We start from the raw sequence: 18,869 nt of genomic DNA on the forward strand, positions 1-18,869 counted from the left end.
ATAGACTCCCATAGTCAGTTTATTCAATAGTAACAAAATTTATCAAAATGTTCATTATATTATGAGACAGCTTATCCCTTATATTTTCCTATTAAAAAAGAGGCCTTCCCCCAAGTTTGAACACTCGCGAAAGACCTCTTGTTATCAGACTATTATATTAGATCATTCTTAATCTTCAGACCCTGTTCTCAGGTACAATGCTTGATCAATCACGGGTTGATCACTAAATCTTTCGAGTTCATTATAGGCAGGAATACCATGCATCGCCATATCCAAGCCCTCTTCTTCTTCTTCATCCTTAACCCGCAGACCGACCGTTGCTTGGATCAGCTTGGCTGCACCATAGCTTAACGAATAGCCCCAGATAACCACAGTAATTACTCCAAGCAGTTGAACACCCAGCAAATGAAAGTGCCCTGTAGTCAGAAGGCCGGCCTTTTGATCCAAGAGCCCCACAGCCAAGGCACCAAATGATCCGTTAATCCCGTGAACAGCAACTGCTCCTACAGGATCATCAACCTGCAGCTTATCAATAGCGAGTGTCCCCCAAATTACAAGAACACCAGCAACCAGACCAATTAGAATAGATGAATAAGGAGTTACAAACGCACAGCCTGCTGTTATAGCAACCAGACCTGCTAGCGCACCATTCATCGTCATACTGGGATCTGCTTTTCCATAGCGGAACATGGTGTAGATCATAGCGGAAGTCCCGCCCGCAGCAGCGGCCAGCATCGTATTCAGAGCGATTAGCGAAAGGTTAACATCAGCGGCGTTCAAGGTGCTACCGGCATTAAATCCAAACCAGCCAAACCACAGAATAAATGTACCGGCAGAGGCCAGTGGAATGTTACTCGGGGCAAACACATTCACACTTCCATCCGTATTGAATCTGCCACGGCGGGGCCCCAGCACTTTCGCAAAAGCAAAAGCGGCAGAGCCTCCCAAAGCATGAATCGCAGCCGACCCAGCAAAGTCCTTCATGCCCAACTGCGCAAGCCATCCTTCAGGATTCCACACCCAGTGGCCTGAGATCGGATATAAAATAGCGGCTACAAAAAAAGCGATTAGGATATACGCCTTAAAAGACATACGTTCAGCAACAGCACCGGATATGATGGAAATTGTCGCGATGGCAAAACCAATCTGAAACAGCACATAGGCTGACAAAGGTAGATTCAAGTTGATATGTAAAGTCTGGGAGGCACCCCAAAAATCAAAACTTATGATTCCGGCAAAATCTTTTCCAAACATCACTCCAAAACCTACTAAGAAAAAGGCTAACACCCCAATGGTGAGATCGACAAAAATTTTCATAGTCACATTGACCGCATTCTTTGTACGCACAAATCCCGCTTCGAGCAAGCTAAAGCCGCCCTCCATAAACAAAACCATCGCAGCAGCAAGCACTACCCAAACCGTATTTAAAGCGATATCACTTCCGGCATTCATGGTATTACCCTCCCTGATACTTTATATAACATAAGTTATATTATAGGTAGAGCGGGTAAATTGTCAACATCCAGTGTAATGTTTCCTTACACAAAAAGAGGACAAAGTATGTCTTCGCCCCCTGTTGTGATCTATTTCATTTCGTTTTTATTTCGTTTTTATTTCGTTTTTATTTCGTTTTTCATTTCAATTCATCTATTGTTTCATCAGTCTGGCCTGTTCTAATATTATACATTTCTAGTAGAGGTAGAACGAAGATTTTCCCATCGCCCATTTCTCCAGTCTGCGCTGTCTTAATAAGCGTCTGAATGGTTTCTTGGACTTTATTGTCAGATACGACGATTTCAATCTTTATTTTGTGGTGCAAATTAACTGTATAAGACTTCCCTCTATACACTCCTGTTGTATTCTTCTGCTGGCCACGCCCCTGTGCCTGAGTAACTGTAAAGCCTGTTACTTCAATAATTCGCAATGCATCAATGACTTCCCTAAGCTTCTCTGGGCGAATAATCGCTTCTACTTTTTTCATATGTATCCTCCAAATTATATAAGATGAACTTGAGATTTTCCCATACCAGGTGTCGATCGTAACTACGAGAAATATTTGGACTTCCGGCCGCTGTTGTCTCCAAATTTCTTGATTTATTCCGCTATTTGCGGATGAAATCTGGAGACTGCCCATGCTTCCGAAGCGAGCTTTCCTACGGAAAGCTTTCAGGCGGTCGCTATCGCTCCTACAGTTCCAAAATTCCCCTCCGTTACTTCCCCTGTTCTTCTTTTTCCAGTTCATCTTACATAGTGTATCTGCAAATAAATTGTACCATAAATTTGGTACACTCGACCTAAAAAAACGCACCGAAGGAAGAAATCGGTACGCGCTTTTTTAATAGTTCATTATAATGTTATTTCCCTTGGGAAGCTGCTTGATACACCAGTTTGCCTCCGTAATGGCCTGTTAATACTACCAATGTTCCACCTGTCAGAGATAAGACAATCAGAACTGGAATAAATACTTTGGAAAAACTAAATTTCGCATATTTCTTTAATTGTGGGATCACCGGGAACAATTGATACAGTTTAATTGCGACGATTATTCCAAACACAATTAAGGTGAACATGGCAAAGGTCTCATGCGTATGAACGGCTGCTTCTTGCGTCCCGAACACTTGTTTAGCAAAATGCTCCCCACCGTCGCCAGTTAGATAAGCCACAATAGCAGAGACAAATCCAATCATCAGGCAGAAGTTGGCGATTGTATTCCAGACATTCGGCTTCCACAAGGCAATTAATTGAAGAACCGCACCTAACGATAATAAGGCGATTGGGAAATGGACAATAAGGGGATGAAGAGGTGTGCTCATAATAAATTTCTCCTTTGGGATTGGTTTGGGCTAGCACTATAATTACGCTGATCTATCAGGTTGTTGCCAGGTGTGAAACAATCGGCAAAGCAATGAAAAATGTACTTCCAATACCTACTTCGCTTTCGACCCAGATGGTACCTCCATGCGATTCTACAATCCACTTTGCAATCGACAACCCTAATCCTGTGTGGCCCTGCGTACGATTGCGTGATTCATCAACCCTACTGAAACGCTCGAACACTTCCTGCAGCTTAGCTTCCGGAATTCCAATTCCTGTGTCCTGGATCTGTAGAGTCAACAGGTTGCCCTTCACTGTCGCCTTTATCATGATACGATCTCCTGCAGCTGTATATTGTACTGCATTATCCAAAAGGATCACGAACAGCTGTTGAAGACGTTCCTGATCAGCCCTCACAATAACTTGTGTATTGGCATTTAGCACAAGCTCAATCGCTTGCTGCTGTGCAATAGGCTGAAAATTGCGAAACGCCCGTTCTAATTCTCCATCCAACGAGAATTCGTCATATGTAAGCTCCACATCAGCTCCGTCAGCTTGTGCCAGGCTCAATAAATTCGAGACGAGACTCGTCATTCGTCGAACCTCATCCTTCATATCATCCATCACCTGCTTGCCAAAAGGGGAAAGTATATCCTCAGTCTCACTCTCCAATACCTCAATAGACGAATGCAGCACTGTAAGCGGCGTGCGCAACTCATGAGAGGCATCCGCGGTAAACTTCTGCTGCCTAGCAAAGGAATGAATGATCGGCTTCATCGCACGACGCGACATCACATAGGCAAAAATAATTGAAACGACAAGAAATAAAACTGAGATGACTATTTGAGTATAAGTTACTTGTTCCAACAATCTCTGCTGTTCTGTGATATCAATCCCTGCTATTATGCTTCCCACGTAGAGACCCTCTCGATAGACGGCTCTTCCCGCCAGGAACAGGTGGACATTCTCTTTATCAATATCATAGATATGATGAAGGGTCTGTTTCTCTTGAGGAATCCAATCCTTAACATTCTCCTTGATATCATTAGCCAGATCCTCATCTACCGCATCTGTTCTAATGATCTGTCCTTCATAATCAATCAGCATGTAAAAGGGCCGCAGGGGCGTTTCGATCCCGCCGGTTGGACTGTTCGTCTCCTCCTTGCCTATATAATATTTGCTAGAACTTGCCTTATGGTTATAAGTAAGCATTTCATTTGAATGCTCCTGTATTTCACTAGTTACAACGGCTTCCAGCTTTGTTTTCTGTTCCTTATAGATAATAGAAGATAATAAAAGGTAGCTTGTCACATTCATTGACAACAAGAATACGATCATTAAGCCAGCAAAAAAAGTGGTCAGCCTTTTATTCGTTCGTGCAAACAACAGCTACCTCCACTTTGTACCCCATACCGCGTACATTGTTAATATGCATCTGCCCTTTTGTGCAATCAAGCTTCTTCCGCAGTTGCTTAACCAATGCATCCAAGGTATTACTATTCACTTCGGAATCGTATCCCCATATTCGCTCGATAAGCAAGGATCGCGGGAGTACCTTGCCCTCATTCCTCATTAAGAGCTCCATTAGCTGGAATTCCCGGGTAGTTAGTGTAACCTGTTCATCATTGCACTGTAGACTTCTTTCATTTAATAGCAACCGATAAGGCGACAGCCCAATCCATTCGTCCTGAATCGGTTGCACCATACGCCGAGAGATGCAGCGGATTCTAGCGAATAGCTCTGAGAATTCAAAAGGTTTAATGACATAATCATCTGCGCCTGCATCCAACCCACTGATCCGGTCATTCAAGGTATCTTTTGCAGTAAGTAAAATGATCCCGCCGGTGTACGCATCTTTTCTCAAATCCTTGCAGAGCGTAACACCATCCATTAGCGGCATCATCCAATCCAGAAGCAGCAGGTCATAGCTTGTAACACTAATATAATCCAATGCTTCAAGACCATTCTGTACCCAGTCCGTCGTATGCCCTTCCTTGTTCAGCATATGCACAATGAGCGGCCCTAATCGAATATCATCTTCCGCTAACAGAATACGCATTGCCCTCTCCTCTATACATACATTTTTTTGATGTTGATGTTCACTACAAGTGTATATAGTATCTCCAGAAGAGCATATATCACACTGGTCAGCTTGAATAGCTATAATTATTAGTATAAACTCCATTTCTGACAAATAAATGAGAAACAAGAGCTATCTCTGATCCCATTTCGCAAACAGCTGATCCACCCGTCCGCCGATGGAAGATTCGGTTATAGTTTGTAGCTTTCCATGATCAAATACGATCCGACCTCCAATGACTACTGTGGAGACAGCTCCAGACTGCATAGCATAGATCATGTTGGCAAACAGTTCTTTTTTCGGTGCCAGGGAAAGATCGTTAATATCGAGTGCGACGAAATCGGCGTGTTGTCCTGCTTGGAGAGAACCAATGGGCATTCGCAATATTTCACCGGCGTTTCTGGTACTTCCAACATGACCCTCACCTGCTTTACGAGTAATAGAAAAAGCCCATACCCTATAATGTTGTTGTTCTTCGCAGCCGTTTCGATCGCCGCAATTACCTTAATCATATCCATTGCGCCCACCCTGCCAATCGTATAGCGGAAATCCTGAGACTTCAACTCTTGCTCCACGACCTTTTTCCATTCATGCTCCTGCAGAACGGCCAGCAGAATAGCTAATTTACCAATAGGAAAAGTTGTTGAACCTGATGCTTCCTGCATGTTGGAGCGCTCCTCTATTCTTGGAATCCGACTAATGCGACGACTGGGCTTACGTTAATGTATGCCGATTGCTTCCTGAAGTGCTTGCTTGTATAGGCATAAAAAAAATGCAACCGAAACAAGGAAACGTTCGTTCCCTAAATTCTCAGCTACATTCTGTTGACTAATCACTAATTATCGCTGAGTAGAATATATACTCGCCTCAGCGGTTTGTCAATATGAGTGTGATCTTTTATGACATGTCCCTTTTTAATATCTACCGCCATGCGCGGCATTTTTCGGATTAACGAGTTCTAAGCGTGCTAAATCCTCAGAAGTTAATTTAAGTTCAACAGCTCCGGCATTTTCCTCCAAATACTTCACACGTTTTGTGCCTGGAATGGGCAGTGCACCGTTTGCCATGACCCAAGCTAACGCTAGTTGTGAAGCAGTTGCGTTCTTTTCTGCAGCCATATCTTGGATCTTGTTTACCAGATCCACATTTCTCTGGAAGTTCTCACCTTGAAAGCGCGGTAAATGCCTGCGAATGTCATTCGCTGCGAAGTCCTCAAACTTTTGCAATTCACCCGTAATAAAACCTCGGCTTAATGGGCTGTACGCCACAAAAGTAATACCCAGTTCATTTACAACAGGCAGTATGTCATCCTCAACGTCCCGACTCCAAAGAGAATATTCCGTCTGCAAGGCAGAGATCGGATGTACCGCATGGGCACGGCGAATGGTAGGAGCGTCTGCTTCGGATAACCCCAAGTAACGAACCTTTCCGGCAGCAACCAGTTCAGCCATTGCACCTACTGTATCTTCAATAGGAACATTAGGATCAACCCGATGCTGGTAATAAAGATCTATATAATCAAGGCCCAAGCGACGGAGGCTATCATCCACTGATTTCCGCACATAGTCCGGATGACCATTAATCCCCTGGAAATTAGGCCCGAAAGCAAACTTCGTAGCTACTACAGCCTGATCGCGGCGACCTTTCAAAGCTTGACCCAGCAACTCTTCATTATGCCCATTTCCATATACATCTGCAGTATCCAACAAGGTAACCCCTAATTCCAAAGCACGGTGAATCGTATCGAGGGAATTCTCGTCATTAGTTTCACCATACAGCCCTGGAGACATTCCCATCAAACCTAAACCAATGGATGAAACAATTAATTCACTATTACCCAGTTTACGAGTCTCCATTATAAGTAACCTCTCTTTCGTTTCTCAGAAATAATATTTGCTGTTTCCGGCCTCACAAGCCCATTGTAGTCCTTAAAGTGCACTTTAAGGCAAGTGTTTTATTTACGCCCTTTTGAGGTTACTCGTTTGGGTAAGAGTCTAGACAAGATGGAACGGCTTCGCCGTCCTTTTATGGGCGGCACCCGCTTCTTCGAGAAATATAAGGATAAATTATTGCGTGAAGCAAATTCTTATATTTCAAAAAAAGTGACCCTGCCAACGTTCGGCAGGGTCCAGATATATATTATAAGGGGGTTATGTGTTTAATATATACCTCTTATCTTAACCTAGTATGAAGGCACTATGAAGATTGGCTTAATTATTGAAAGATTACTATTCATTCAAATAGACAGCCTTGCCTGTGCGGGCAGATTCATAGAGGGCTTCCAAGATTTGCGAAACGACATAAGCCTGTTCGGGAGTTACCACAGGTTCCTTGTCCTGCTCTATAGCTTCAATCCATTTTCTCATTTCTATATCTGGAGCACTTTCTTCGATACCCTCGTAGAAGGCAACACCGCCCGCACTGAGTTCAATTTCTTTGGTATATAAGCGACTATGTGCTTCTCCGTTGATGCGCAGCCCGTTCTTCATATCAGCTCCTGCCGCAGTACCACTTAAGCTGCATTTCGCTTCATCTACATCCAGCGAATTAAGCGCCCAGCTGGATTCGAGCATGATGGTCGCCCCATTCTCCATGACAATCATCCCGAAGGCTGAATCCTCAACGGTAAATTGTTTGGGGTCCCAAGGGCCCCAAGCATTGGCAGCGTTCTCTTTTTGCGAAAGCTCGTGATGTGTAGTGCCCAGAACAACCTTGGGCTGATAGTTATCCATCATCCACAACGTTAGATCCAGCGCGTGAGTACCAATATCAATTAGCGGGCCTCCACCTTGCTTCTCCTCATCGAGGAAGACTCCCCAAGTCGGTACGGCTCTTCGTCTGATCGCATGTGCCTTGGCAAAATATATAGATCCAAGCTCGCCAGCCTCACAAAGTTTCTTCAGGTACAAGCTGTCTTCTCTAAAGCGGTTATTATAGCCAATTGTTAGCTTCTTCCCTGTACGTTTCGCAGCCTCAACCATACTTTTGGCCTCGGCAGCGCTCTTGGCCATCGGTTTTTCGCACATGACATGCTTGCCTGCTTCCAAGGCAGCGATGGAAATCTCTGCATGAGAGATATTTGGCGTGAGTACATGCACTATATCAATGGAAGTATCCTGCAGAAGCTCTGTATAATCTGCATAGACCTTAGCCTCAGTACTATCATACTTCTTCGCGGCTTCTTCGGCTCGTTCCACGACAATGTCGCAAAACGCCACAAGCTGAACATTCTTCAGCTTGCTTAAACTTGGTAAATGCTTTCCGTTTGCTATTCCACCACAGCCAATAATTCCAATACGATAACCTTTACTCATCTAAGTTCACCCTCACTTTTTATTTGCTGCTGCTTGTTGCGAAATGTAGCTGGAGTCATGCCCAGACGCTTGCGAAACACAGTATGTAAGTAATTCGCATTCGTAAACCCCGCTGATAAGGCAATTTGCTCAAGTGGGAAGGAATTCTCTTCCAGACTGTGGCATACCGCCTGCAAGCGAAAGTCCTCAAGCACCCGGCTGAATGGTCGTTCAGGATTGATATGCTTAAAAATTCTTTGCAGCTGTCTGGTGCTGATATGCAGCTTCTCCGCCACATTCTCTATAGTCACCACTGCCGAGTGATTCGCCTCCATGTACTGCAAAGCATACTCATACCGATAAGTTGACATATCCCGGACCGGTGCTTCTGCGCGAATCCCACCTGTATCATAAGCTCTGGCTGTCTTCAATAAAATACTGATCACCAGCTGTTTAATAGAGGTGTAATACCCAATCAGCTTGCTGTCATAGGCTATATAAGCTTCCAAAAAGCACTTCATCGCTTGATGGTAATCTTGTGCAGGAATCAAAGGCAGTCGTTGAAGTTTCCCAATGACCTCCTCTGCTTCAGCTACCTCCCAAGGATCAACGCTCTCCCGGTGCTTTTCCACAATATCGACATGAAGGCACAGTTCGTCCATGGACTCTGCAGAGTCAGCCTCCTGATAATGCACAACGCCAGGTCCCGTTAAATAGAGCATTCCTTCAGACAAGGAGTACATATCTCCATCAAGAATAACCTTGCCTTTGCCTCGCGGAATAAAATGAAACTCAAATTCGGCATGATTATGGAAGTCAACGATCCGCCCCGCCGGGAAAGACGTCAAATGGAACCTCAGCACCCGAATCTCATAATGTCCCCAGAGGATGGAAATATCTAGCCTCTCCAAAATATCCCATTTCTCGAACATAATCTCGAAAGGAAATCTACTCAAGGGCCAACCGAACCCTCCGACCTTCGGTGGCCGAGATATTCGCTGCCTCCATTAATCGGGTAAGCTCCACAGCGGCTTCAATATTATCAACGGCTGACGTGTTGTTCTGAATATGGCTGACCCATTGATGAAAGGCGCTTTCCCGATTCCCAAGCAGAGGTTGTTCAGTCCAGACATCCGCGTTCTCCGGTATTAGCTTAGTTCTGAGCAGCAGCTTCGGCTCTGGTGTACCGAATAATAGCGTACCTTCGGTTCCATGAACCTCAATCGCAAACGGAGAATGACTATTCACAAAACCGGCTTCCACCACGCCAATCGCCCCAGAGTCCGTATGCAAAGTGACAACCGCATTATCTTCGACTTCCTTGCCTGTTACATAGCCGAAGTTTGCGCTTACACCTGTTACTGCTTGACCTAAAAAGAGTTTAGCCAAATACATTGGGTGGCAGCCCAGATCAATTAGAGCGCCTCCCTGGCATTGCTCCAGATTATAGAAATGAGCAGGCAGCCAATCGGCGATAGCCCCATCATGAGACAAGCGAACTCTAACGTAAGTGATTTGGCCAAGCAAGCCTTGCTTTAAAATATCCTGAATCGTTAAGGTATACCCATCATTCAAACGTGGTAAGGAGACGGTCAGCTTGACCTGTTTCTCCGCAACAACAGCCATAATATCATTCACATCCTGCGATGTTGAAGCTATAACTTTTTCCGTGAAAATGTGTTTGCCTGCTTGGGCGGCCGCAATGATAACCTCTTTATGCCGGTTGGTGGGTGCATCTACAATCACAGCATCTACTTGTGCCAGCATATCTTCGAGAGAATCATAAAAAGGGACATGCAGGCTCTCTGCCGCTTTAGTTCCACGTTCGCTATCTTCATCCCAGACTGCAGATATCTCTGTATCTTCATGCTCCTGAGCTTGCTTGGTGTAATCCCAGGCATGGACATGCCAAAAGCTGATCTTGCCTATTCTAATGCTCACCGGTCTTAGCCTCCAATATATATTATTCTGACATCCTTCTATAAGGTAACACATCACAAGGGCAATTTTTAGTAGAAATATGCGACAATTAGTGTGTACTATTACGACATCTTTTGGTTATCCAGATAAGAAAGTTTGTGCAGATTTGGACAAAAAAGTGACCCCACCAACGTTCGGCAGGGTCCAGTTATATATTATAAGGGGGTTATGTGTTTAATATATACCCCTTAGCTTAAGCCAGTATGAAAGCCTTATGAAAGTTTGCTTAATTTATCAAATAACTTCAAATACCGTTCAAGCCCGCTCTGCTCCAGCTCTTCTTTTGCGATAAACCGCAATGCAGCAGAGTTCAGCCGGTAGTGCAGCTTCGTGGGTTCTGGACCATCGTAGAAGACGTAACCGAGATGAGCTTGGCTTAATCGGCTGCGCACAGCCGTCCGCACCTGGCCCTGGCTATAATCCGCTTCCTTGCGGATCAGACCCTCCTCGATTGGCTTCTTGAAGCTGGGCCAGCCGGTGCCTGAATCGAATTGATCTGTTGAACTGAACAGCGGATCTCCATTTACTACATCCACATATAGCCCTTCACGCTTGTTATCCCAATACTCATTCTGGAACGCGGGCTCCGTCCCCTTGTTCTGGGTGACCTCATATTGCAGTTCTGTCAACTGCTGACGCAGCCGCTTCTTATCCTCTTTGTTATTCCAGACTTGTTCCTTAAACTCGTCACGACCCGAGCCCTTCTGATAGAGCTTGTAATTCGCAACATGAGTCTTATAGTAATTCTGATGAACCTCTTCAGCCGAATAAAATGGCCCTGCTGGAATGATCTCCGTCACAATGGGACCCTTGAACCTCTTACTGGCCTTCTGCGCCTGCTTGGAAGCTTCAGCCTTCACCCGTTGCTCCTCATTGTGAACAAATATCACGGTCCGGTAGGAATAACCCCGATCCAGAAATTGTCCCCCTTTATCGGTAGGATCAATCTGCTGCCAATAGAGCTCTAACAGACGATCATAAGGAAAAACATCCGGCTGAAACGTAATCTGTACCGCCTCAACATGCCCTGTTGTTTCCGTGCCGACCTCCTCATAAGTCGGATTCACCGTGTGTCCACCTGTATAGCCTGAAATGATGGAGACAATGCCTGGCAGTTCGTCGAACGGCTTGACCATACACCAGAAGCATCCTCCGGCAAAGGTGGCTAGTTGTTCACCAGAATCTTTTTCATTCGCGTGCTGCTCATTCATCAAGCTTATCCAACTCGTTCTCTAGTTCAGTAATTCTTTTATGGGCTGCGTCGATCCATGCCTGCTTCCCAGCCATTTTGTCCAATAGCTGCTTCGCCTCCTCAGAGTGAATCTCTAGATTAAAGCCTGGAGAAGTTTGCAGAGCAATCAGCATGGACTCGTAACCCTCGGATACGCTTTTGGCCTGGTCAATTTCTTCATGTGTGGCCTTTATTTGATATTCAAGATAAGAGATATCGGATGCGGCCGATGCACTGGTTGAACGCTGTGAGTAGGTCATAATCCTCTTCCCTTCTATAGTTAATTCTTATCATACATGTTACTACCAAGCGTAAAAAGAAAAAAGCCCCCCATGAGTTCATTGAACTCATGGGGGGCTACATAGGTGATTAGCATAGCTCGATGTTTAGCATTTACTCCTAAACGACCTTCACTTTCCAGCATTGACTTACATAATCATGATGAAATAGTGGTAGATGGAGGCCAGCCTGCATGAGCCGATCACCCCTGTAGAGTATTTCCAAATCCTCAATGCAGTAGGTCCATTCGGGATTCAGCCCTTTCAAGGCCAGCCGTTTAAGAGGAGCATTCGGAATAGCAAGCACTTGGAAATAGAATACCAATGCTTCTCTGCGGTCTTCGGAAACAAACATCCATGCGGTTTCATTTCTGCTGCCCTCAAAGGGACTTCTTAACCGATATAAATCACCTTGCTGCACCAGGGACCGTATATCCTTATATATAGATACCTGCTGCCGAACAACGGCTTTCTCTTCCTCGGTAAACACAGTCAAATCAAGCTCATAGCCTAGGTTGCCTGACATAGCTACGTCTCCACGGGTCTTAAGTGGGGTAACCCGCCCTACCTGATGGTTCGGCACGGCCGACACATGGGCGCCCATCGTGCTGATCGGATACACAAGGCTGGTGCCGTATTGGATCTTAAGTCGCTCCACCGCATCGGTATCGTCGCTCGTCCAGGTCTGCGGCATGTAATACAACATTCCCGGATCGAAGCGACCTCCTCCACCAGAACAGCTCTCGAACAAAATTTCCGGGAATCTTTCCGTCAACCGTTCCAGCAACTCGTAAAGTCCAAGTATATATCGGTGTGCTGTCTCAGACTGCCGTTCCGCACTTGCCAACACCGATCCGATCTCTGTCATGTTCCGATTCATGTCCCACTTGATGTACGTAATAGGAGCCGCTGTAAGAATCCCGCTCAAACGTTCAAACAGATAGTCGCGCACATCTTGGCGCGACATATCCAGAACCAGTTGCTTCCTGGCCTCCGTCCGCCGCCGCTCTGGAGCGTGCAGACACCAGTCCGGGTGCTTCCGGTACAGGTCGCTGTCGGGAGAGATCATCTCTGGCTCGAACCAAAGGCCGAACTGCAGCCCTTGACGTATGACCCGATCTGCCAGATCTGCCAGACCCTTAGGCAGTTTGTTCTGGTCTACCATCCAATCTCCCAAAGAGCTGGTATCATCATCCCGTTTGCCAAACCAGCCGTCATCCAAGACGAAGAGTTCAATCCCGAGCTCTGCGGCGCTCGTTGCGATAGCTTCAACTTTCTCTGCGTTAAAGTCGAAGTAAGTCGCTTCCCAGTTATTGACCAGAATGGGACGCTCTCGATCGCGGTGGATCCCTCGGCACAGACGGGTCCGGTACAGCTTATGGTAGGTACGTGACATGCCGCCCAAGCCTTCCGACGAATACACCATTACAGCTTCAGGCGTTTGAAAGCTCTCCCCAGGCAACAGGAGCCAGGAGAAATCAAAGCCGTTAATCCCGATGGATACCCGTGTCGTATCGAATTGATCCACTTGGGCCTCCGCTTCGAAATTGCCGCTGTACACCAGACTGAATCCATATACATCACCTTGGTCCTCATCTGTATTCGGCCGGAGCAATGCAATAAAGGGATTCATTTGATGACTGCTGGAGCCCCGGCGGCTCGCGGCAGATGTTCCTCCATGCCCTATGGCTCGTCTTTCAATATGCCGCTCTCTAACCCACGAACCGTGCAAGCATAACCATTCGAAATCTGCATCCTGAAAATCTACGCTGGCACTTAATGCTTTCAAGAGACGACAAGCTTCCTTGCCGCGGTTGATGAACTTCACGGATCTTGCAATGGCATTAAATGTCTCGAACATCGTGTAGCTCAGAACGACCGTAAGCCCAGAGTTGTTATCACTCAACTCTAGTTCAAGCGTCTGCACCTCATCTCCATCTTCAGCATAGACCGCTGGCAACCCTTCGAGCGACTGCTTCCCCTTAATTATGCGATGGGTAACATATTTTAGCTCGGTCACCCGTGTACCGTCGTTTAGCTGAACCTGATAAGCCGGAGTTCGGAAGTCACCTGTTCCATACTGCGGGTATTCCTGAGGCAAGGTATCCAAGGAGATGCTGTTGTCCTCCGGCACCGAATTAGGGATGAAGGAGCAGCGTTCTACGTGTTGAATCAGCCCTGACAGATTCCCTTGTTCGCTTAATCTTTTTCCCCAATACGCATGGGCCGGGTAACCATGAGCCAACTGAATTACGTAGCTCATATCCCTGGACTGCAGATGAAACAACCCTTCTTGTTCATGATAAAAGATAGCCATAGTGAAATCTCCTTAATGTCATATGATAATAAATCTTGTGTTGTTATTTCACCGCGCCTCGTGTAACACCACTTATGATCCATTTCTGCGCTAGTATATAGACAATCAACAAAGGGGCCATTGCCATTAAATAGGAAGCGAACGCCAAGTTCGTGTCCTGCCCAAATTTTGATTGGAATATAAATTGAGCTAGTGGCAACGTAGTTTGCGACTCTTGGTCCAACATAATCAGTGGCAGCAAAAAGTCATTCCAAGCCCAGACCGTTGTAATAATGGCCACCGTAGCATTAATAGGCGCCAACAGTGGAAATATGATCTTCCAGAACGTTTGCCATACTGAAGCCCCATCCACTATTGCTGCTTCATCCAGCTCTTGAGGCAAGCTTCTTAAATATCCAACATACAGCAGGACATTAAAGGACAAGCCATAGACGATATACAGCAAGATAAGACCATACAAATTATCCAAGCCTAATCTGGCAGTCAATTTCACTACAGGCAACATGATAATCGGAAATGGCACAAACATCGCACTTATAAAGTAAAAATACAAACCTTTGAAAAACTTATGATCAAATTTCTTCTTGATTGCATAGGCAACAAAAGAATTAGTGAATAGTGTAAAAGTAACCGTTAGCACGGTAATGATGGAACTATTTCGAAATTTCTGCCAGTAATTCACCTTTTCTGCGGCCGTAATGAAATTCTCCCATCTCCACACTTTTGGAAAGGCAAGGATGCTATCGGCAATTTCCTTATTGTTTTTTATGGACAGCATAAAGGTCATGTACAAGGGAAATAGCAAAAATACGGATCCAGCAATCAGAAAACAAGTGGCTAACCAGTTTGTCCGTTTTGTACGCATTATAAATTCATCTCCCTCTTCTGAAGATAACGAAGCTGGATTAACGAAATCGCCACAATGACCACAAAGTAAATAACCGCGTTAGCCGATTGGTAAGCAAATTCATTACCCGAAAATCCATTCTTGTAAATCAACAGCGCGATCGAACGGGTAACTCCAAAGGGACCGCCGCCCGTCAATGCAAGAACCTGATCGAAGACCTGCAGGAACCCCTTCAAAGAGAGCACCATATTTATGGTGAAGAATGGAGCGATCATCGGAAACGTTATGCCCCAGAATTCTTTCCATTTATTGGCCCCATCCAGAGCCGAGGCTTCGTACAGATCTTCAGAAATGGTTTGTAGTCCTGCCAGGTATAATACCGTGTTAAACGCTGCGGACTGCCATACTGTAACGAACACAATGGCTAACCAAGCGCCTTTCTCATTTCCAAGCGGATTGACCATCCATTTCTCAATTCCCAGGTAGCCCATAATATCGATCCAAAAGTTTGCAAAGAAATAGTTGAAAATATAGGCCACAATCAACATGCTTAAGATATAAGGCATAAAATAAAGCCCTTTAAAAAAGTTTTTTAATTTGATATTGCTGTTTAGTGCCAGCGCTATGCATAAACTTACAACATTCACAATGACCGTCGTTAAGATAGCGAATTTGAACGTAAATAAATAGGCGTCCAGCACATCCTTGTCCTTAAATACATTTAGGTAGTTTATAAACCCGACCATTTTATAAGTAGGCTTAAGTCCGTTCCAATCTGTAAAGCTATAAAATATCCCCATCACTGCCGGTATGGTATGGAAGATAAAAAATAGAATCGTGGCGGGCAGAACCAGCAACAAGTAGATTCCTAAATTATTTTTTTTCACCGTATAACTTCCTTCTCCCCATTAAATTAGGGATGAAAAGCGAAATTATGCTTTTCATCCCTTTTTCACAATATTATTTAGGCATCGGTATTAACGACTGGCCATTTTGTCATACTGTGTATCCATTTCCGCCAAGGCATTATCGACATTTTTCTTCTGCATCAGTTCCTGCAAGATAACGTCAACCGCCATTCCGTTAATATAATGATCTGGAAAGTCTGCTACCCGGCCTTCCGCAAATATAGGTTTGAGGTCAGAATATACTTCATCATTCTGGAAAATATTATTTATTGTCGAGAATGACTTTTGCTCATCTATATATTGTTGGGCGTTATCCGCCTCCATCATGAAGTCGATGAATTTCGTCGCTTCCGCAGTAACCTTAGATGTTGCAGAGAGAGAAAATAACACATCAACACCAGATACAAGATAGTTCTTAGAGGTATCATTGCTTAATGGATAAGCGAATACGCCAAGTTTAATATCGGGATTCGCCTTCAGGATTTCAGGAATTGCCCAAACCCCTTGAAGGTACATTACGGACGAGCCTTTAGCGAATTCAGCATTTCCGTCATTATATCCATTGGTAAACCGGTCCCCGGATTGACCATTCTGCATAAACTCAATATATTGATTCATCAGGTCTTTATGAGCAGCAGCGAAAGTTGTAGTTCCTGCTTTACGATCCGCAAAGAACGACGCAGGCTGCAAGTCTGCTACAAATACATTCCAGGCAGGAACCGCAGTCCAGGCATCTTTGAAAGCAAAATAGAATGGCACTTTACCTGCTGCTTTAATGGTCTCCAAAACCTTATCCATTTCATCCTTAGTAGTTGGGACCGTTAAACCCAAGGCTTTGAACTCATCTTTATTGTAGATAATACCGTCTGCATTAGCAGCAAAAGGAACACCATAGAGCTCTTCGGTACCTGTAATCGCTTGCAGTGTTTTCTTGTAATTCTCAATTACGTTAGAATTCCTGTAAACTGAATAATTTGGAGTTTGAACAAAAACGAGCGCCTCTGTAACATGGGAGTTGGATACGGGTCTACAGCCCTTTTAATCTCACCATATAGGAGGTCGCTCTACTATGAAGTTTAAAGCTCAAGAAAAGCAAAATCAACTCATTGAAAACATTTCCTCATCCCATCTTGTCGTCGGCGTAGATATAGCACAAGAAGCACATGTCGCTCGTGCAGTAAGCTACCGGGGAATTGCTTTGGGATCGCCGCTCGAGTTCGGCAGCCATGACGAGGGCTTTCGCCTGTTCGGACGCTGGATTCAAGATCTGCTCAAATCTTACAAGCTGAGCAAAATCATTGTGGGTATGGAACCCACCGGACATTACTGGCTGAGCCTGGCTCGCTGGCTCTCAGACCAAGGCATTGAGGCTGTTCTGGTGAATCCACACCTCGTTAAAAAGAACAAGGAAAATCGCGACAATACCCCATCCAAAAGCGATCGTAAGGACGCGCTTGTTATTGCAGATATGATTAAGAACGGATACTACTCTCCTGTACGTTTTAATCCAGAAGCCTACGAGGAACTGCGAATTCTCATGTCAAACCGGGGCACCGTCACCAAACGGCTCAACAGTGCTGTTAACCAGATTCATCGTTGGGTAGATATTGTGTTCCCCGAGTTGCGACAGGTCTTTAAGATTCTTACCTGCACCAGTGCCATCGCTACACTTAGGCTCTTCCCTCTACCGAACGAAATTAGTCGACTAACGACTGAACAGGTCCTTACCGGCTGGAAGCAATACGTAAAGCGTCATTCCGGAGTTAAACGAGCTGAGCAACTCATTATGCTAGCTAAATGCAGTGTTGGTGCAACTCAGGCGCTCCACGCTTACAAGCTTCATCTGGGCCAACTACTTGAGGAATATGACTTAGCACAGCGCCAGCTGGAACAGATTGAGACTGAACTCCATCTCATCCTCGAACGTATTCCCTACGCGCAGAAGCTGCTTCAAATCCGAGGCATTAATGCAACGAGCTTAGCTGGCATACTAGGCGAAGCCGGTGATCTGAGCGGCTATGCACACGGAAATGCCTTGCTACGACATGCTGGTCTAAATCTAGCTGAAGCAAGTTCGGGGAAGTGGCGTGGAAAAATGGTGCTCAGCAAACGAGGCCGTCCACGTCTGCGACACTTTCTCTATTTAATGACGATGTGCATGGTAATGACCAATCCGGACGTCAGGGCCTTACATCACCATAACGTCGAGGTAAAGAAGTTAAAGAAGATGAAGTCCATTATGAAATTATGCGGTAAAGTTGCCCGAATGCTTGTTGGCCTGGCTAAGAGCAGCGAAGCTTACGACTCCATAAAAGTCTTTCCACAAGCCGCATAACACCTGTCGACTTCACCAGTTCATGTATTCGCAGGATGTAAGAAGCACGGAGTATCGGGAGACGTTACGCAAAAGGGCTCGGACCCATTCCGTTAGAAAGACCGACCTCCACCCCTTAGTAAGATGTGACGAAGGAATGAAAGGGCTTAGACCCGTTGAGACGTGGGAGCGAAAATCGCTAGGGGAGAGTGGAGACGTGCTTGTATGGAATAATGTAGGTGATGAACACCTCACCTCTGTTTCCGCATGCCCTTTCTGATATCCCCCAGCCACTGCCTCCACCATGTGCTCTTCCCTTACACTTACCACAGGGTGAAATCCTGCGAATCCATGAGCTAGAGTGAGGATACTGAATCATTTCGAGGGAGCTTGACCAGGATAATCCGTAAGATCAGCCAGCACGCCATTTGTGGCAAGGTCTTCGAATTGAGCATCTCCACCCACCGAAATAATATCAGGCACATCACCTTTGGCAATACGTGTCTTCAATACCGTAGCCGCCTCAGGAACGTTAGTCTGAACAACGTCAATGCCCGGGTTTGCTGCTTCGAACTTCGCAATCAATTTGTCATACGTAGCAACCGCTTCTGATTTATATTGAAAAAACTCAACTTTTACTTTTTCACCACTTTTAGTGGTCTCTCCATTTGTACTGCTGTCAGAGCTCTTGTTGCTGCCGCATGCGCTTAACACGGATATAGATATAAGCAATGCTAGTGCAAGAGATAATGGTTTCTTCATTGAAGTGCCCCCTGATATTTAAGTTGATTGCAAACTGCATTTCCG

Annotated in this window: 19 protein-coding genes; 1 reads left to right on the forward strand and 18 read right to left on the reverse strand. The window is 45.3% G+C overall.

From position 1 onward, the window contains the following. Positions 1-168: 168 nt before the first annotated feature. The 17 genes from H1230_RS27120 to H1230_RS27200 all read right to left on the reverse strand — a co-directional run bounded on the left by H1230_RS27120 (position 169) and on the right by H1230_RS27200 (position 16,693). Positions 169-1,452 (reverse strand): ammonium transporter, encoded by a 1,284-nt coding sequence (locus tag H1230_RS27120; protein ID WP_239712916.1) that lies wholly within the window; start codon positions 1,450-1,452, stop codon positions 169-171. Positions 1,453-1,633: 181 nt separating this feature from the next. Continuing rightward, positions 1,634-1,981, reverse strand: a complete 348-nt coding sequence (locus H1230_RS27125) for a P-II family nitrogen regulator (protein WP_154116357.1) — start codon at positions 1,979-1,981, stop codon at positions 1,634-1,636. A gap of 373 nt (positions 1,982-2,354) precedes the next feature. After that, entirely contained in the window at positions 2,355-2,813 is a 459-nt protein-coding gene (locus H1230_RS27130; protein WP_239712917.1) for a DUF2231 domain-containing protein, read from the reverse strand. Positions 2,814-2,868: 55 nt separating this feature from the next. Further along, entirely contained in the window at positions 2,869-4,200 is a 1,332-nt protein-coding gene (locus H1230_RS27135; RefSeq protein ID WP_239712918.1) for a sensor histidine kinase, read from the reverse strand. Then, entirely contained in the window at positions 4,181-4,873 is a 693-nt protein-coding gene (locus tag H1230_RS27140) for a response regulator transcription factor (RefSeq protein ID WP_239712919.1), read from the reverse strand. The genes H1230_RS27135 and H1230_RS27140 overlap by 20 nt, the downstream gene beginning before the upstream one ends. 153 nt (positions 4,874-5,026) lie before the next feature. Beyond that, entirely contained in the window at positions 5,027-5,173 is a 147-nt protein-coding gene (locus H1230_RS31555) for a hypothetical protein (RefSeq protein ID WP_345773379.1), read from the reverse strand. Further along, positions 5,170-5,559: a HutP family protein gene (locus tag H1230_RS27150; RefSeq protein ID WP_239712921.1), complete on the reverse strand. Its 390-nt coding sequence runs from the start codon at positions 5,557-5,559 to the stop codon at positions 5,170-5,172. The genes H1230_RS31555 and H1230_RS27150 overlap by 4 nt, the downstream gene beginning before the upstream one ends. A gap of 249 nt (positions 5,560-5,808) precedes the next feature. Next, entirely contained in the window at positions 5,809-6,750 is a 942-nt protein-coding gene (locus H1230_RS27155; protein WP_239712922.1) for an aldo/keto reductase, read from the reverse strand. A gap of 372 nt (positions 6,751-7,122) precedes the next feature. After that, on the reverse strand, positions 7,123-8,208 hold the full coding sequence (locus H1230_RS27160) for a Gfo/Idh/MocA family protein (RefSeq protein WP_239712923.1): 1,086 nt from the start codon (positions 8,206-8,208) through the stop codon (positions 7,123-7,125). Continuing rightward, the gene (locus tag H1230_RS27165; RefSeq protein ID WP_239712924.1) at positions 8,205-9,143 is read right to left on the reverse strand and encodes an AraC family transcriptional regulator; all 939 of its coding nucleotides are present in this window, start codon (positions 9,141-9,143) and stop codon (positions 8,205-8,207) included. Before H1230_RS27165 ends, H1230_RS27160 begins: the two co-directional genes overlap by 4 nt. After that, positions 9,136-10,182, reverse strand: coding sequence for a Gfo/Idh/MocA family protein (locus tag H1230_RS27170; protein ID WP_481857193.1), 1,047 nt, complete (start codon positions 10,180-10,182; stop codon positions 9,136-9,138). The genes H1230_RS27165 and H1230_RS27170 overlap by 8 nt, the downstream gene beginning before the upstream one ends. Positions 10,183-10,379: 197 nt before the next feature. After that, positions 10,380-11,378, reverse strand: a complete 999-nt coding sequence (gene msrA, locus H1230_RS27175) for a peptide-methionine (S)-S-oxide reductase MsrA (RefSeq protein ID WP_239712926.1) — start codon at positions 11,376-11,378, stop codon at positions 10,380-10,382. Beyond that, on the reverse strand, positions 11,371-11,658 hold the full coding sequence (locus H1230_RS27180; RefSeq protein ID WP_239712927.1) for a hypothetical protein: 288 nt from the start codon (positions 11,656-11,658) through the stop codon (positions 11,371-11,373). The genes msrA and H1230_RS27180 overlap by 8 nt, the downstream gene beginning before the upstream one ends. A gap of 139 nt (positions 11,659-11,797) precedes the next feature. Further along, positions 11,798-13,993, reverse strand: coding sequence for an alpha-galactosidase (locus H1230_RS27185; RefSeq protein WP_239712928.1), 2,196 nt, complete (start codon positions 13,991-13,993; stop codon positions 11,798-11,800). Between the two features lie 43 nt (positions 13,994-14,036). Continuing rightward, positions 14,037-14,858: a carbohydrate ABC transporter permease gene (locus H1230_RS27190; protein WP_239712929.1), complete on the reverse strand. Its 822-nt coding sequence runs from the start codon at positions 14,856-14,858 to the stop codon at positions 14,037-14,039. Beyond that, on the reverse strand, positions 14,858-15,727 hold the full coding sequence (locus tag H1230_RS27195; protein ID WP_239712930.1) for a carbohydrate ABC transporter permease: 870 nt from the start codon (positions 15,725-15,727) through the stop codon (positions 14,858-14,860). Before H1230_RS27195 ends, H1230_RS27190 begins: the two co-directional genes overlap by 1 nt. A gap of 90 nt (positions 15,728-15,817) precedes the next feature. After that, positions 15,818-16,693, reverse strand: coding sequence for an ABC transporter substrate-binding protein (locus tag H1230_RS27200; RefSeq protein WP_275591267.1), 876 nt, complete (start codon positions 16,691-16,693; stop codon positions 15,818-15,820). A gap of 124 nt (positions 16,694-16,817) precedes the next feature. Here H1230_RS27200 and H1230_RS27205 point away from each other — a divergent pair, with 124 nt between their 5' ends. Next, positions 16,818-18,083: an IS110 family RNA-guided transposase gene (locus H1230_RS27205; protein WP_239712931.1), complete on the forward strand. Its 1,266-nt coding sequence runs from the start codon at positions 16,818-16,820 to the stop codon at positions 18,081-18,083. 354 nt (positions 18,084-18,437) lie between these two features. Here H1230_RS27205 and H1230_RS27210 read toward each other — a convergent pair whose 3' ends face one another. Next, a complete protein-coding gene (locus H1230_RS27210) occupies positions 18,438-18,824 on the reverse strand; it encodes an extracellular solute-binding protein (RefSeq protein ID WP_239712932.1) in 387 nt (128 codons plus the stop codon). Positions 18,825-18,869: the final 45 nt, after the last annotated feature.

The organism is Paenibacillus sp. 19GGS1-52, assembly GCF_022369515.1.
Lineage (GTDB): Bacteria > Bacillota > Bacilli > Paenibacillales > Paenibacillaceae > Paenibacillus_AQ.

What these genes read in the sequence shown, in the direction of transcription:
- msrA (WP_239712926.1), bottom strand. Translation starts at nt 11,378, where the DNA reads ATGAATGAGCAGCACGCGAATGAAAAAGATTCTGGTGAACAACTAGCC.
- H1230_RS27120 (WP_239712916.1), bottom strand. Translation starts at nt 1,452, where the DNA reads ATGAATGCCGGAAGTGATATCGCTTTAAATACGGTTTGGGTAGTGCTT.
- H1230_RS27130 (WP_239712917.1), bottom strand. Translation starts at nt 2,813, where the DNA reads ATGAGCACACCTCTTCATCCCCTTATTGTCCATTTCCCAATCGCCTTA.
- H1230_RS27150 (WP_239712921.1), bottom strand. Translation starts at nt 5,559, where the DNA reads ATGCAGGAAGCATCAGGTTCAACAACTTTTCCTATTGGTAAATTAGCT.
- H1230_RS27160 (WP_239712923.1), bottom strand. Translation starts at nt 8,208, where the DNA reads ATGAGTAAAGGTTATCGTATTGGAATTATTGGCTGTGGTGGAATAGCA.
- H1230_RS27125 (WP_154116357.1), bottom strand. Translation starts at nt 1,981, where the DNA reads ATGAAAAAAGTAGAAGCGATTATTCGCCCAGAGAAGCTTAGGGAAGTC.
- H1230_RS27180 (WP_239712927.1), bottom strand. Translation starts at nt 11,658, where the DNA reads ATGACCTACTCACAGCGTTCAACCAGTGCATCGGCCGCATCCGATATC.
- H1230_RS27140 (WP_239712919.1), bottom strand. Translation starts at nt 4,873, where the DNA reads ATGCGTATTCTGTTAGCGGAAGATGATATTCGATTAGGGCCGCTCATT.
- H1230_RS27170 (WP_481857193.1), bottom strand. Translation starts at nt 10,182, where the DNA reads ATGTGTTACCTTATAGAAGGATGTCAGAATAATATATATTGGAGGCTA.
- H1230_RS31555 (WP_345773379.1), bottom strand. Translation starts at nt 5,173, where the DNA reads ATGATCTATGCTATGCAGTCTGGAGCTGTCTCCACAGTAGTCATTGGA.
- H1230_RS27210 (WP_239712932.1), bottom strand. Translation starts at nt 18,824, where the DNA reads ATGAAGAAACCATTATCTCTTGCACTAGCATTGCTTATATCTATATCC.
- H1230_RS27155 (WP_239712922.1), bottom strand. Translation starts at nt 6,750, where the DNA reads ATGGAGACTCGTAAACTGGGTAATAGTGAATTAATTGTTTCATCCATT.
- H1230_RS27185 (WP_239712928.1), bottom strand. Translation starts at nt 13,993, where the DNA reads ATGGCTATCTTTTATCATGAACAAGAAGGGTTGTTTCATCTGCAGTCC.
- H1230_RS27190 (WP_239712929.1), bottom strand. Translation starts at nt 14,858, where the DNA reads ATGCGTACAAAACGGACAAACTGGTTAGCCACTTGTTTTCTGATTGCT.
- H1230_RS27205 (WP_239712931.1), top strand. Translation starts at nt 16,818, where the DNA reads ATGAAGTTTAAAGCTCAAGAAAAGCAAAATCAACTCATTGAAAACATT.